The organism is Viscerimonas tarda (genome assembly GCF_054601255.1).
The window spans coordinates 77321-91770 of sequence record NZ_BAAHWV010000009.1 but is presented as its reverse complement, the minus strand read 5'-3'; the positions used below and the strand labels follow the sequence as shown (position 1 = coordinate 91770).

12 protein-coding genes are annotated in these 14450 nt (G+C 40.5%); 1 reads left to right on the top strand and 11 read right to left on the bottom strand.

Annotation, left to right across the window (positions count from 1 at the left end; genetic code table 11):
* Positions 1 to 77: 77 nt before the first annotated feature.
* Positions 78 to 5636 carry an alpha-2-macroglobulin family protein gene (locus ACYPWY_RS05785; protein ID WP_459684485.1) on the bottom strand — a complete coding sequence of 1853 codons (5559 nt, stop codon included), beginning with the start codon at positions 5634 to 5636 and terminating at the stop codon, positions 78 to 80.
* A gap of 147 nt (positions 5637 to 5783) precedes the next feature.
* Between ACYPWY_RS05785 and ACYPWY_RS05780 the strand changes: the two genes are divergently transcribed.
* Positions 5784 to 6761, top strand: coding sequence for a glycosyltransferase family 2 protein (locus ACYPWY_RS05780; RefSeq protein ID WP_459684484.1), 978 nt, complete (start codon positions 5784 to 5786; stop codon positions 6759 to 6761).
* A gap of 132 nt (positions 6762 to 6893) precedes the next feature.
* Here ACYPWY_RS05780 and ACYPWY_RS05775 read toward each other — a convergent pair whose 3' ends face one another.
* The 10 genes from ACYPWY_RS05775 to ACYPWY_RS05730 all read right to left on the bottom strand — a co-directional run bounded on the left by ACYPWY_RS05775 (position 6894) and on the right by ACYPWY_RS05730 (position 14450).
* On the bottom strand, positions 6894 to 7151 hold the full coding sequence (locus tag ACYPWY_RS05775; RefSeq protein WP_459684483.1) for a hypothetical protein: 258 nt from the start codon (positions 7149 to 7151) through the stop codon (positions 6894 to 6896).
* 15 nt (positions 7152 to 7166) lie between these two features.
* A complete protein-coding gene (locus ACYPWY_RS05770; protein WP_459684482.1) occupies positions 7167 to 8384 on the bottom strand; it encodes a 6-bladed beta-propeller in 1218 nt (405 codons plus the stop codon).
* 528 nt (positions 8385 to 8912) lie between these two features.
* Positions 8913 to 9494, bottom strand: coding sequence for a hypothetical protein (locus ACYPWY_RS05765; RefSeq protein ID WP_459684481.1), 582 nt, complete (start codon positions 9492 to 9494; stop codon positions 8913 to 8915).
* 10 nt (positions 9495 to 9504) lie between these two features.
* Positions 9505 to 10668 (bottom strand): 6-bladed beta-propeller, encoded by a 1164-nt coding sequence (locus ACYPWY_RS05760; protein WP_459684480.1) that lies wholly within the window; start codon positions 10666 to 10668, stop codon positions 9505 to 9507.
* Between the two features lie 96 nt (positions 10669 to 10764).
* The gene (locus ACYPWY_RS05755; protein ID WP_459684479.1) at positions 10765 to 11037 is read right to left on the bottom strand and encodes an NVEALA domain-containing protein; all 273 of its coding nucleotides are present in this window, start codon (positions 11035 to 11037) and stop codon (positions 10765 to 10767) included.
* Between the two features lie 415 nt (positions 11038 to 11452).
* The gene (locus ACYPWY_RS05750) at positions 11453 to 11761 is read right to left on the bottom strand and encodes a hypothetical protein (RefSeq protein ID WP_459684478.1); all 309 of its coding nucleotides are present in this window, start codon (positions 11759 to 11761) and stop codon (positions 11453 to 11455) included.
* A 278-nt stretch (positions 11762 to 12039) separates the two neighbouring features.
* Positions 12040 to 13179 carry a 6-bladed beta-propeller gene (locus ACYPWY_RS05745; RefSeq protein ID WP_459684477.1) on the bottom strand — a complete coding sequence of 380 codons (1140 nt, stop codon included), beginning with the start codon at positions 13177 to 13179 and terminating at the stop codon, positions 12040 to 12042.
* Between the two features lie 74 nt (positions 13180 to 13253).
* The gene (locus tag ACYPWY_RS05740; RefSeq protein ID WP_459684476.1) at positions 13254 to 13541 is read right to left on the bottom strand and encodes an NVEALA domain-containing protein; all 288 of its coding nucleotides are present in this window, start codon (positions 13539 to 13541) and stop codon (positions 13254 to 13256) included.
* A gap of 121 nt (positions 13542 to 13662) precedes the next feature.
* Positions 13663 to 13815, bottom strand: coding sequence for a DUF1573 domain-containing protein (locus ACYPWY_RS05735; protein WP_459684513.1), 153 nt, complete (start codon positions 13813 to 13815; stop codon positions 13663 to 13665).
* Positions 13816 to 13874: 59 nt separating this feature from the next.
* The gene (locus tag ACYPWY_RS05730) at positions 13875 to 14450 is read right to left on the bottom strand and encodes a thioredoxin domain-containing protein (RefSeq protein ID WP_459684475.1); all 576 of its coding nucleotides are present in this window, start codon (positions 14448 to 14450) and stop codon (positions 13875 to 13877) included.

The window sequence follows — 14450 nt, the reverse complement described above, 5'->3', positions numbered from 1 at the left end:
ATTAGTTAATAGTCCCCCCACCCCCCGTAGGGGGGATTTCAAAAGCCTCCCCTACGGGGAGGTTGGAGGGGCTTTGTTTATTGAATCACCTCCACCCATTGGCCTTTGGTTTTCGATTGTTCTTCGGGCCGGTACATTGTTTCGCATACAACGGCAGGCAGATAGAACCGTCCGCAATAGGCTGCCTGCAACCTCACTTTAAATGCGGTGGAATAACCATTCTGCAAATTAAAGTAGCTAAGAACCCGGTCGTCTCGGATGTCCTGATAGGTGTAAGGCAACGTGGCGCTTTCGTTACCGAACAGGCGGTTGTTGAATATCTCCCATCCCGATGCAAATAGCTGGCTCAGCGCCACATCGGTGAGGTATTCGCCCGAAATATTCTGAACGATTACGCTGGCATAAAATTCTGTCCCCTGACGAAGCGATGTTACATCAATCTCTTTGTCATCGGGGTCGGTATATTTGACGAAAAGATTCAGCCCGTTGTTGACCTCAGGCGTTGTATCCACCAATGGTTTGCTGCGTCCCACCAACCGGACGTACAGTTCGCCCTGTCCGTTATTGGTGAAGTTTATCCGAATGTTTTCCTGCGGTTTGATGGCTATTTCCTCCAGCGCTTTTCCCGAGTTTCCATTCGCCTGTTTCACCCCGTTCAGTTCCCATTCGTATGCCACCACGCCCGAGCCTATTTTGTCGGCCAGTTTCGACATGGCAATCAGTCCGAACGAAGCCGATTGCGTTGAAATATAATCGGAATTCAGCGCCTTCGATACTTTTCGCGCCAACTGCAATGCCTTATCCGTTTTTCCAAGCAGCAGGTATGTTTCCATTATCATGGCCAGGTCGCGGTCGGAATCACCGTAGGTATTATTGCTAACGGCATACGTGTCAACATTATCGCTGGCGCCGGATATGAGCTGGCTGGCCGCGTCTTTTTTACCGGCCACCGCATAAGCCGCAGCAAGTCGCCACCGCGCCTGAACCGAAATATCTCTCATTTCTTTCAACCGGTTCATGGCTCCCAGTTCCGCATCTCCGGCCAGCGCCAGCGTATATAACCGGTAAGCCTGTTGCAAATCGCTCATCGAGTAGCTGTAATACGAATTGTATATATCGCCTTTGTTCCAGCTTTGCGCCGTTTTCTTCTGGAATTTCTTCCATTTGGAAATCACCGGTTCGGGAACCTTGTATCCGTGTTTTTGGGCTTCGAGAAGGAAATGTCCTGCATAGGTCGTTACCCATTCGGTCGGATAACGGTTTCCCGGCCAGTAAGCAATACCTCCATCACCCAATTGACGGGCAGAAATAATCTTGATGGCCTCGTTTATGTTCCATTTCATTTTCTCGGTTTGCTGATCGCTGAACTTGGTGAATGTGCCGACGTAAAGCGCAGGGAAAGCTCTCGAAGTAACCTGTTCGGAACATCCGTGAGGGTATTCGAGCAAATAAGCCAGGTTTTTACTTAAATCAACTCCCGGCATACGCGAAATTTCCAGTTTTACCCAGTCGCCTGCTTGCGGAGCATCCATCGAAATAGCTAACTCCTGCGATTGACCGCTGGAAATGAGGGCCTGCGAGGTCATCAACACAGCTGGATTGGGATTCCTGACCTCAATATCAATTGCCTCGGTCGAAACTTCGCCATTTCCGGTAGCTCTAATTTCGATTTCTTCGGCTCCGGTACGTGTGGCGGCTTTCAATCTGAAATAGACCATCTTATCGCCCGTTTCGGTGAATGTAACCGATTTGGTTGCGCCATCCGTCAGCTGCAATAAGCCAGAGGAGGTTTTTACCGTAACCGTAACATTCTTCAGTTTTTTATCCATGGCAAACACATTCACAGGCAACAGAATATCTTCGCCGGGGCCTGCTACGCGCGGAAGAGTAGATAATATCATCAAGGGGTTTTTAACAGGAACCGTTTTTTCGGTGTTCCCATAAGCTCCTTCGCTCGAACCGGCAACCACCATCACCCGAACAGAACCTATGTAAGACGGCAGTTTGATATTGTGTTTCCTGGTATCACCGCCTTTCAGCGAGAAGGGGCCTAAAAATTCCACTACCGGTTTAAAGCGGTTCATTTGGTTGCTCGCCGACTTCAATTCTCCGTCTCCTCCAATGCTCAACAAGGGGCCTATCTTACCTGCGCTGGCTCCTACCACCATATCGTACATATCCCATGAGCGAACGCCCAATGCTTGTTTTGCATAAAAATCAGCCCAGGCATCCGGTGTTTTGAATGCGGTGAGGTCGAGCAATCCTTCGTCCACGATAGCCAAAGTATAGGTCATTTTTTTCCTGTTCTTTTCCGAAACAGAAACGGTAAATTCTTTTTCGGGACGGAGTTCATCGGGCATTGTTATCACCGGATTCAGAACGCTGTTGTCGTTTGTTACGCTCACATTCACTACGCCATACATGCGTATCGGCAAATCGTTATCGGTTTGTCCGTGCGGTTGCAACAAGGTAGCGAAGATGTAGAAGTTGGGCGTCATCTCCTCTGTTACGGTGAAACTGTGCTTGGTGTCCTCCGTAGCGCTGGTTTCCACCCATTCGCGCGATATAACTTTCGATCCGTTTTCGATGCTGATTAATGCGCGTCCGGCAGAACTCTTGGGCAGAATAACCCTTGCTTTTTCGCCCACTTTGTAGCTTTGCTTTTCGGTCGAGAACGAGAGCATGGTCAATCCGTCAGCATCTTGCTTGTTGGAGCGTCCCCGCCACGAAGGCCAGTCGATGTATATTACTTTCCCGGCAATGTGCCCGCTTTGTTCGTCTTCGGCCAATACCAAGTACCGTCCCCAATCGGGGTAATTGACTTTAAGTTTCACTTTGGTTTTTCCGCCGGTTGTGGAAACATCTTGGTTGAGGATAATATCGGCGTAGGTGCTATTGACATACGATGCCAAATCGTCGTAGCTACTGCTCCACCACCACGACCACCTGATTTTATATACTTTTACGTTTACTTGGCTGCGGTTTGTCAATTTTCCATCGGCAGTAAGCGTAACAATATCAATGACGTTATCCACATCTGTTTCCAGCATTTCATAATCGCTCGTATTGGGCGTTTTTATACCTACATAGCTCGAGAAAGGAGAATAGGGCGCCGTTTGCGAATAAATGCTGGCATCGCCACCCGATTCAAACACCCGCGAAACAAAATTCGCCTTGAGCATTCCGGGTGCGGTGGACGCCTGCGGAAGCTTGCCGGTAACTGTTGCATTCCCGTTTCCGTCCAGCCGTCCATCAAACAGCGTGTAGGTGTCGGAATAGAAGTTTGTTGCCGGATTGCTGAATGAGTATTGCTCGTAGCCCTTAAAGGGTTTGGATGTGGCAGATAAAGTCATCTCCACCTTAGCTTTCAGGTTGGATGCGGGAGCGCCATGCAGCCATTGCGAGGAAAGGCTGCCGGTGAATAAGCCCCGGCTGGCGTCAATTGTTGTCCCTGCATCGAGCCTTATTTTTAAGCGATTGGGTTTCACGGTCTCAATTTTTATTCGCTGACTGAACGAAACGCCGCCCACTTTGACCACCGCTTGCCAGTTTCCGGTTTGGGCATTGGGGTCTGTTACCACCTTAAAGGTGTAGAATCCGTCCTGTCCGTTTGTTGTTACATATTTTTGATAGAGTTGCCCCATAGGCGTAAACATTTCCAGCGACACGGGGTGGTCTTTCGGCAGGCTCTTGTCCTTGTCTTCGAGGATAAATGTCAGGAACAGGGTATCGCCCGGTCGCCAAACGCCTCTTTCGCCATACAGATAACCTTTCAGGCCTTTCTGTATCTCTTTTCCGCTAACATCGAAGTTGCTTAACGACAACGACAGGTTAGAGGTAACTTTCAGGTATCCTTTTTCCTTGTCTTTGCCTGTGATGATGGCAAAAGGAACGCCGCCCTTGTAGTCGATGCTGACAAATCCGTCTCCATCGGTTTTGCTCGAGCCGATGCGCTGCATCTGGTAATTGTAAACATCCACTTCTGCACCCGAGACAGGCTCGGTAGTCTGAATATCGTTGACGGAGACCAATATCTTTTTATCCGAACCCAATTTGGCGATAATTCCCATATTGGAGGCAAAAACAATACATCCCGATTTTTTATTCGCATAATAGCTGGGGGTACAAGGGTTGTCTCTGTCTTCCCAATCGTAATCGTCCCACTCGTAATAATAGGAGGAGGGGACATCCCATTTGGCTTCCTCTTCTTCCGTCAAGGCATCATCGAAGCGTTCCAGACTGGCATCCTGCGGAACTTGCGGCACAACGCCATTGCAAGGATAGAGCGAATAGGCCTGTTTCATCGAAAGTTCGACACGGTATATCGATCCGGGGTCTTGCTTGATAAGCGTTGCCAAATCGATGGAAAAAATATTCCACTGGTCGAGGCGCAGGGTATGATCCGAATCAAGGCGTATCCTTTTTTTCAGAATAAGTCGTCCGAAACGGCGAAGATCGCTATCGCCCCCAAATTCGTTCGATTGCAGATAGCCCAGTACATTGTTCTCGAATATCTTGACGATTTTTACATCCACCGCCCACAAATTCACCGCCTTGAAGGGGAGAACCAGATTTTCGGAATTGGGAAGTATGTTTCCCGAATTAATCAATTCGAACTGAGGCTTATTTTTTTCGAGGGATAATTCGTATGTGTATCTTCTATCAAGGAGTTTATTATCAAAATTCCTCAACTCTTTTTGAATAACCAGGTCAACACTGGTCGCCTTGTTATCGGGGTCAAGATAAAGCTTCAACACATTTTTCTGAATATCGTACGAAAAATTCTCAATGCCGTTCGGCGTAATCAAGCCTTGTATATTCTGATTGCTCGATAAGGGGTCGCTGAAAGTAACGCGGATACATTCCTGCGGGTCGTAAACCACACGGGCATCGACAACAAGGAAGGGATTCAGGTTGAGTTTGGGCAGCGTTATGACAGATTTTTCTTCTTTTTCCACATCAATGGGACTTCCGTTCACTCTCAGTACATAATCGGTTGGTCTGTTTTCATAGCGTTTCAGGCTGTCGATGGTGAATGTGTAACGCCCGGTTTGTTCGGTTTGGGTAACTTTTATTTTGGCGGTGGTCTCACCCGAAACTGAAAGCATTTGCTGAACCTTATCAATAGGAGCATTGTCGGCCAACAGCAGGGCGCCTTGAACGCTGTTCCATGTCAGGTCGTTATCCTTTGTTGGGGAATAGGGCAAGACGTCGATACTGAAATTTTGTTTAGGCACGTTGAAGAAAAAGTAAAACTCCTTGAATTTGCCTTCCACTTTCATTATTTCATCGAGTTTGAACCAGACATGGTATTCCTGTCCCGATTTTAATTCTCCGGGTTCGGGTATAAATTTTATCTTCCGGCTGCTTGTCCAGAATGCTTTTCCTTTTATGGACGGCGAAAATTCAAACAATTCTTCTTCAATTTCCTTATCCAGTTCCACGGCCGGTAAATCTTGCGTAAGTTCTATCTGTATCTCGGAATCAGACGATATGGCGCCATAAGTAAAAGCAGCAATGTATCTCGAAAATTCGGGATCAATGGTGCGGGGCTTGTCTTTTGAACATGAGTTGCCAAGCAACACAAAGACGATTAACACAAAGTTAATAGTTAGGGAAAATCTGATCTTTTTCATACACACCTCAATTATTTGGGTTAAGAATCTGTTGTAAAGTTATCTTCTTGCAAACTTAGCGAAAAAATATTCATCTTCGCATCATAGATGAGGATATTTTTGGCGGGATTGTTATACATTTGCAGAATTGACTATTCTTCATGAAAAATGAGTATAAGATTAAGCATCATCATACCGGTTTATAATGTGGAGAAATACCTCGAACGTTGCATTCTAAGCGTTGTAAATCAGGGAGTTTCGGACGAGCGCTACGAACTTATTGTGGTAAACGACGGCTCGACTGACAGTAGCAGGGAAATACTTGTGCGTTTGAAAAGCGAATATCCCGTTATTCGGATAATAGATAAGGAAAATGGCGGGTTGAGTTCGGCGCGGAATGCAGCCATACAACAAGCCACGGGAGAATATCTTTTCTTTCTCGATTCGGATGACTGGATTTCAGCCGGTTCCCTGAGCTTTTTATTAAATTGGGTGGAGGAATATCCGGTTGATATTCTTTTGTTCGGCGCGTGCGAAATTTATGATAGCGGAAAGCAAGTATCGCTGGCAACAAACTTTTCGCCCAACAACAAGGTCATGTCTGTCGAAGATTATTTGCTGAACTACACGCTAAGGAGTTCGGCATGGATAAGCCTCTTTTCAAAACGTTTGCTTGACGAAAACCGCATAACGATGAAAGAGGGATTTTTGGCGGAAGATGATGATTTTGTTGTCCGTATTTTTTCGGTAGCGAAAGAGATTGTATGCAACGACCGCCTGATATATTACTATTATCAACGCTCCGATTCAATCAGTAATGGCAAGGAATTTGATGAAAAAGTGATCGCCGATAAATTAATCATACTGAAAGACAATACCGGTTATGTAAAACAATTCAGCGGTAAGTTAAGGCAAGGGCTCGACCGGAAACTGGATTTTCTGGCCGTTGACATTCTCCGCCTACTGATACGAAAAAATCAACCCTCACAAAGGATAGACGCCGTATTGCAGGAACTGAAACAGATGGGCTATTATCCCCTGAAAAAAGCGCCCTATTCGACAAAGTATAAGCTATTTCGAGCGCTCCTTTATTATCCGGTTTTTGTGAAACTGGCCAGGTATTTTAAGCAGGGCATTGCTTGGTGAAGAGGGTGATTGAGAAGAAATGGGAAATTATAAATGAAAAACAGATGATGAAGACAGGAGAAATAATAATGTACCAAGCGCCGGACGGCACAATGAATAATTAGATGATCAACCATAATTAATTTGACGACTTCATTCTATCAGTTTAAAAATTCTGTTCCACCGGATTTCTCCTGTTTCGGTATCTTCCATAAGGGATACAATGACAATCAAGCTCCATTGCAATATATTTTGTTGTTTCCCCTCACTGTCTGTAATCCTACAATCAGCAATATCCAGATCATCATACAAAACTAAATCGTTAATACTTGATGTGAATGATGAACACAGATTTTTCATATACTCTATATTCTTCTCTATTTCTACTTTTTCTGCTATTGCCCTGCTCATCCGTTTTTCATCATCTCAAGATTTCTTCACATACAGTAAGCAGACCACCGGATTGTTATCAGTATCTTCCAATTCCTTTATTTTTTGAATATCTTCATCCTTTAAATGGGTATAAAACATTTCCATATTTTCTGCACTAAGGGTGAAGAATGATTCGTCAATATAGCCCAACAGGGTGTTTTGATGATACCCGCTGATTACAAATGGAATATATGTAATTTTATTTTTCATGTCAGTTGTAGCATAATTTCTACACTTATACCCGTTTTTTGAGACCAAAGAAGTATAGCGAAAATCGCCTCTATAATAGCTTACATAAAGGTAATCTTTCAAATCAAAAAAAGAATAACTAAAATTGATGCCCGAATTTGCGTGCATATTTCTAAAATCATTATCCGACAACTCTTTCGTTTTATCATAAAACGATGTTATTAATTCCGAATCGTTTAACGAGAAATGATATTTAGGTATTATTTTATCCTTTTCTATTTGGAAAATTGTATCACACGGGGGATAATAATACAATATATCGCCATTTACGGCCTTTTGAAATCTTGACATTAGATTCACAGCATCCTCCCTGGTATTAGTGAATGGTAACATCGTTTCTTTTTGTGCCAGCAAGGTATCAACAATAACAACACGGAAAGGCGTTGAGTTTTCATTATATGCATTAAATCCGCAGAATATCATACCACCATCCACTATAAAATCCAAAGGCCTGGGTTTATTTAGTCGTTTTTCATAAAGCAGGTTGCCGGTTAAATCATAACTAATTAATTTCCACGACATATAGTCTAAAATATTTATGGTATTATTGACGATATGAGCCATATTTATACTTATATATTCTCCCGGCCCTTGCCCTGTTTTATCTATTTTATACAGGAAATTCCCGTTTAAATCAAAAGCAAAAATGGCTTTCGATTTAAAGTAATCTATCACAAAAATTTTATCTTGTGCAATATATACTTTATTTATAACACCAATTATGGATTCATTAGTCGATTCCAGTCTTATAATATTTATTGAATCAATAGAGTCATATAAATCATTAGAGATTGTATCTGTTACATTCAAATCAATAATGTTACTGTTCTTTTGTACTTCTAATGAAGGCTTGGTATAAACATATTGCATATTGGAAGAATTTCCCTTTTCCTGTGTACAGCTACATATTGCCAGCAACAGAAAAAAAAGGAGTTCAGGAATAGCGATGACTTTAGTTCTCATACATCAATTGTTTGTGTTATTTAATTGAAAAAAAATGGCGGTCCCATAAGTAAAAATTTTGGATAGGGATTCGAAATAATCAACTTTCAGAAACTTAATTCTCCTTATGGGGCAGCCCCTTACTTAAAACTAATCACACCCTTGACAATTCCATGCGTGAGCAACATCTCCATCCCCTGGCCCATAATATACCGAAGTCTGTCTATAATAAGGGTAAGCATACGACGTACATTCAATTATTTACCGTTCCTTTGATTGACAAGTGTACAAAATTATTTTCAATGTTGCAATAGACGGTGATTGTTTTTCAGGGCAAACGTATGAAAAATTTTACGGCTTATGCCTTTCGGTAAAGTTGCTGATATGAGCAGGAGATTCCTCCCTTTGGTCGGAATGACTGTCTCCTTTTTGAGAGAGGGGATGAGGAAGCGGCGGCGAAGCCGCCGCTTCCTCATCCTTTAACCGCCAATAGACGAGTCATTCCGACCAAAGGGAGGAATCTCATTCGTAACAGTAGTACTAATTTTTTCATGGTTTGCCCTGAATTGTCGCTGTGGTATCTCCCCATATAATGTTTTTGTACAACTCCCATATTTTTGGATTCATGGTGGGATTGCCCATGGCGACTACCTTGTTTTCTTTATTTAGTAGAAAACACTGGTATTCTTGTTGCTTGGGAAAATGGTTGAGGCTGTCTATTTGGTTGCGCTCGTCAATGAAGACGGGATAAGAGAACCCTTCATGTTTTAACAGATGTTTAAGTTGTTTTTTCTCTTGTGGATGAAAGTAAAACAGGAAAGATATCTTACCTTGTTCAAAATCTTCCACCTCTTGTATGAAATCTTTCCAATAAGGGGATTTGAGTTTGCAACTCGTACAGCCGGTCGAATCGGTATATAACAAGATTTTATAAGTTGTGGCCGCCAAATTGGGACAAACGGTATCCTTAAGTACAAAAGAACAAGAAACTTTTGCCGGAAACAGGATGATTTTGCCGACCCATTCATTAACAATCGCCTCGGATTCATTCAACTTCTGATTTTGTGTACAAGATAATGGAAATATACAAACCATTACGAGCAAAACCGGCTGTCGAAAAAAGAATTTCATGTTCATCAAATTACTTTAATGTGTAAAAAATAAGAACAGGATTGTCTGTTTCGGATAGTGATTTGTATTTCGCAATATTCCACTTTTTTTGTCCTTCAGGCGTAACTCTGTCCAGTTCGCCAAGAAGCCAGTAAGCGTCAATTGCAGTTACAAATTTATCTTCGTACACCTGCGAAACGGGATAGAACCGCAACTCATTGTCTGTCGGCTTAGCCATCGACAGTAAATATGACAGATGTTTCGTCTTGGAATACAATAACTGATACGCTAAATTTCCATATGAAAATCGAACATGCACCCAGTTATCCGATTCAACATAATCGGATAAATTCAGCACATATTTATCTATGCTGATTACGGAGGGATCTATTCGTTCGTCAGGAGAATCAAGATTGTTCAATATGCTATATTTGCCAAAATCAATACTGTAACGAACAGATATGTCGCCTTTGTTATCAATTTGGTATATATCATAAGCCGAAGTATAAGGCGCAAGCAAAATAGTATCATTATAGTAATTAAACCGGTTTTTCGTTCCGCCATCTCCATTTCCAACAGGAAAGTAGCTGTTCAGAATATGCATATCGTTGCTTACATGGTGCATCATATAGCTTTTTGCCCGCAATTTTTCATCAGACCTTATTCCAACGGCGCCTCCCCATAAATAGTATCCCGATGCCGGAGCCTGTGCAAAATTAACCGCATTACAGTACAAATCTTTCCCTAGAAAATCGAAATGCTTTGTACCGATATGCCGCCCGTCAAGCGTATAGGTTTCTATTTTCTTAAAATCCAGAATTTCAAGGTTTCCGTCTTTTGTGAAAAGAAAATCTCGTATTTCAATATATTCTCCCGGCCCTTGCCCTTTGGATGAAATTTTATACCTGAAATTACCGGTCAGGTCAAAAACGTATAAGTTTTCATCTCGGGATTTAATATAAATCAGGCTATCCCGTATTTTAAAGGAAGTTACTTCTTTTATCAAACAATTATCATTTGTTTCTAACGGAACAATATCTATTGAACTGAATAACGAATCCTGAGGCGTAAGAGTATCCATGCTATCCGGAATTTTAATAACTTTTTCTTTTGAGATTATGTTTGATGAAGGCTTTTTGTCTGCACACCCCGCTATTGCTAAAAGCAATACAATTAATACAATATATACTTTCATGACCTGTTTAAATTACAGATAAATAAAAAAATAGAGGCCGCATTCAAAGTCCAAAGAGATAAAATTTTAATACAGCCTTAAATTCGGATTTCACTTTTAGAGACAGCCACCCATAACACAATTTGAATCATAGCATCCTAAGGTTCCCAGTTTACACGAAAAACGAACACCATTATGACCTTGGTCTGTCAGACAAGACTCGCAGTCCTGATCCACTTTCGGTGAATCACTCTCATCCTGCGCCAACGCTTCCACATTAGCCAGCGAAATATCAGACAATAACTCCTTTTGCGAACTCAAATTCACATTCAACACCGTAACTGCGGCAATAGCCAATATCGCCAAACTGCCAAAAATCTTTTTCTTCATGATTATTTAATTAAATGGTTAAAAACTACTGTTTATTGCTCTACAAAGATAAGGCAGGGGGTAACTTCCAAACATATTTAGTTAAATATTCAATTTTATAATGTTAAATATATGGAATATCAATTATTTACCGTTCCTTTGATTGACAAGTGTACAAAATTATTTTCAATGTTGCAATAGACGGTGATTGTTTTTCAGGGCAAACGTATGAAAAATTTTACGGCTTATGCCTTTCGGTAAAGTTGCTGATATGAGCAGGAGATTCCTCCCTTTGGTCGGAATGACAGTCTCCTTTTTGAGAGAGGGGATGAGGAAGCGGCGGCGAAGCCGCCGCTTCCTCATCCTTTAACCGCCAATAGACGAGTCATTCCGACCAAAGGGAGGAATCTCATTCGTAACAGTAGTACTAATTTTTTCATGGTTTGCCCTGAATTGTCGCTGTGGTATCTCCCCGTATAATGTTTTTGTACAACTCCCATATTTTTGGATTCATGGTGGGATTGCCCATGGCGACTACCTTGTTTTCTTTATTTAGTAGAAAACACTGGTATTCTTGTTGCTTGGGAAAATGGTTGAGGCTGTCTATTTGGTTGCGCTCGTCAATAAATACCGGATATTCCAATCTGTCCCGCCTCAATAAAAATTTAAGTTCTTTTGTGTCTTTTGGATGGAAGTAGAATAGGAAATTTAACTTGTTGGGCAATAACGAATCGGTTTCCTGCATAAATTCCTTCCATTGATACAATTTTAGTTTGCAGCCAGTGCAACCTGTGGAATCGGTATAAATCAATATCTTGTAGGGTTGTTGTAGCCAAATCTAGACAAACAGTATCCTTGTTCATGAAAGAACAAGGAATACTGTTTGGGAAATGAATCGTTTTATTTGTCCATTCTGTAACGAACTCTTCAACTTCCGATTTCTTGCTGTTGGTACAGGAAGAGGAGATAATAATGAATGCCGACAGAATATTTAGTACAAGTTGGCGCTTCACATGATAGTCATTAATTTTTACCTAAATTGTATATAACCAAAATCGGATTTGATTCGGAAGATATATCATTACTATACTTTGTTAAACTTGAGATTGCCTTTTCGGGAAGAATACCTGGTATTATTTGATAGATCAATTTCCCCTCAGATATATTAATTATTTCAGGAAGCGGAGAAACCGGAATATCTTCAAAATGTCGAACATCCCTATATATCAAAGGTGTGATCTGAGGCTGATTTAAGTCAATAAAAGCATGGTATATTGTTTCTTGTTCATTCAAACCATGAAAATCCGAAAAGGAGAAAAACAACTTATTTTCATACATGTACACATCTCTGATTCGCCCTAAATAATTCGATTTTTCGACAAAGGAACGGAATTCAGCGCTATTTATGTCGTTATACGGATTCTTATTTTGTCCAAAATTTAACGTTATAAAAGATTTCAAGGTATCTCCATCTATTTTGTAAATAACATCCTCATACCGTGCATGAAAAAAATATTCTCCTTTTTCATTTTCAGTAAAATAATTTGTTGGCATTAAACGGATAGGCTTATCAGCATAAAAATAATTTTGTTTAACATTCAAATTTTTGTCAATAAATGTTACGCCATACTTATTTGTAAAACCACTGAAGCCCCAATAGCCATTTTTAGTGGACAAAAATGAGAAGAACACACAAGGTAATTTTATGGAATTTAGATAATTCCCATAAATATCATACTGCAATATTCTTTTTGTAGAAGTGTCCAATATGGATATTATTTTTTTCTGTTTATCATATTTTACATCGCTGATATGTACATAATCAGATGGTGAACCACCTTTTTTCCCTATCTGATTTTTGTATTTACCATCAATCCCAAAACTCAACACATTCCCTTGTTTTGAATCCCATACTATTATGTTGGAGTCATCTAAAAAGACTTGATTAATTTGTCCAACCAACGCCTGCTCAGAAGACTCTAAACAAATTACAGAATAAGATTCTGCTATATCTCGCATGTTCAATGATTCGACATCTCCAATACTCACATCAATACTGTAAGAGTCAAGATCATTATCAACACTTAGCGTACTCTTATTCGTACAAGCAGATTGTAAAAACAAAAACACAGAGACGAAACAACCAGTACATAATATTTTCATTATCTAAAATTCGTTAAGTTATTAAGGTAAGGTGATAGTTCGATTTATAGCAATATCAATTATTTAGTAAATAATCAACATGGTGGAACATCACAATAAAACCATGGATAGTCTTGTGCACAACACGGCCTTGTGATAGTTTTAACATTGATAAGTTGTCCTGCCTCATTGTATGTATAGGTGGTCTCTTCTAAGGTAGCCGCCGTTCCTGTTGGTCGATTATCCTCATCCTGCGCCAACGCTTCCACATTAGCCAGCGAAATATCAGACAATAACTCTTTTTGCGAACTCAAATTCACATTCAACACCGTAACTGCGGCAATAGCCAATATCGCCAAACTGCCAAAAATCTTTTTCTTCATGATTATTTAATTAAATGGTTAAGAACTACTGTTTATTGCTCTGCAAATCTAAATAGGGGGGGGTAATTTCCAAACATATTTAGTTAAATATTTAATCTCATAATGTTAAATATATGAAATTTTAATTGCTTACCGTTCCTTTGATTGACAAGTGTACAAAATTATTTTCAATGTTGCAATAGACGGTGATTGTTTTCTGGAAATAGCCGGTAGTGGCGGGCGTTATTTCTACTTTTATTTCGGTGGTTTCGCTTGGTTTTACGGGTTGCTTCAGTGCAGTTGCAGGATGTGCCCATATGGTTGGTTACCAATGTATTTAACCTATATAGTAATTTATTTCGCGGCAATATGTAGTTTAATCTTTTTGATAAAATCAGAAGTTTTATCAAAATTATTTTTATTGACGATGTGAAGATTGTTTATCTCTAAATTCTCATTCAATGTAAAAATGAATGGAACATTTTCTCTTTCGACAGGGATACCCAAAGAATTGTTATTCAGTATAAGTACCCTTTTCCCATAACAATTATTTTTCATCCTTCCCGGATAATCAGGAGCAATAAAAATGATTTCATTATCCTCTTTATATTCAGGGAAAGCGTTTTCAATGTACTCTATGGTTTGTTCTATACAAGGAGGACAGGTTTGGTATGAAAAGTACAAGAATAATTTATGGTGTGAGGCTAGTTGTTTCAAATCTATTTTTGTTAAAGAATCATACCCAAAATATACTGCTTGATTTTCTACCTGCTTATTCAAATTTTCGACTGTCAATTGATCTATTTTATTTTCAACCAAACGCTCATAATCTGATATACTATTTTCCTCTTCCGAACTTTGTTTCGATTTATCTTGGCATGAAACAAGAGAAAAAGAAATTATACAGGCAATATATACAAACTTCAGCAT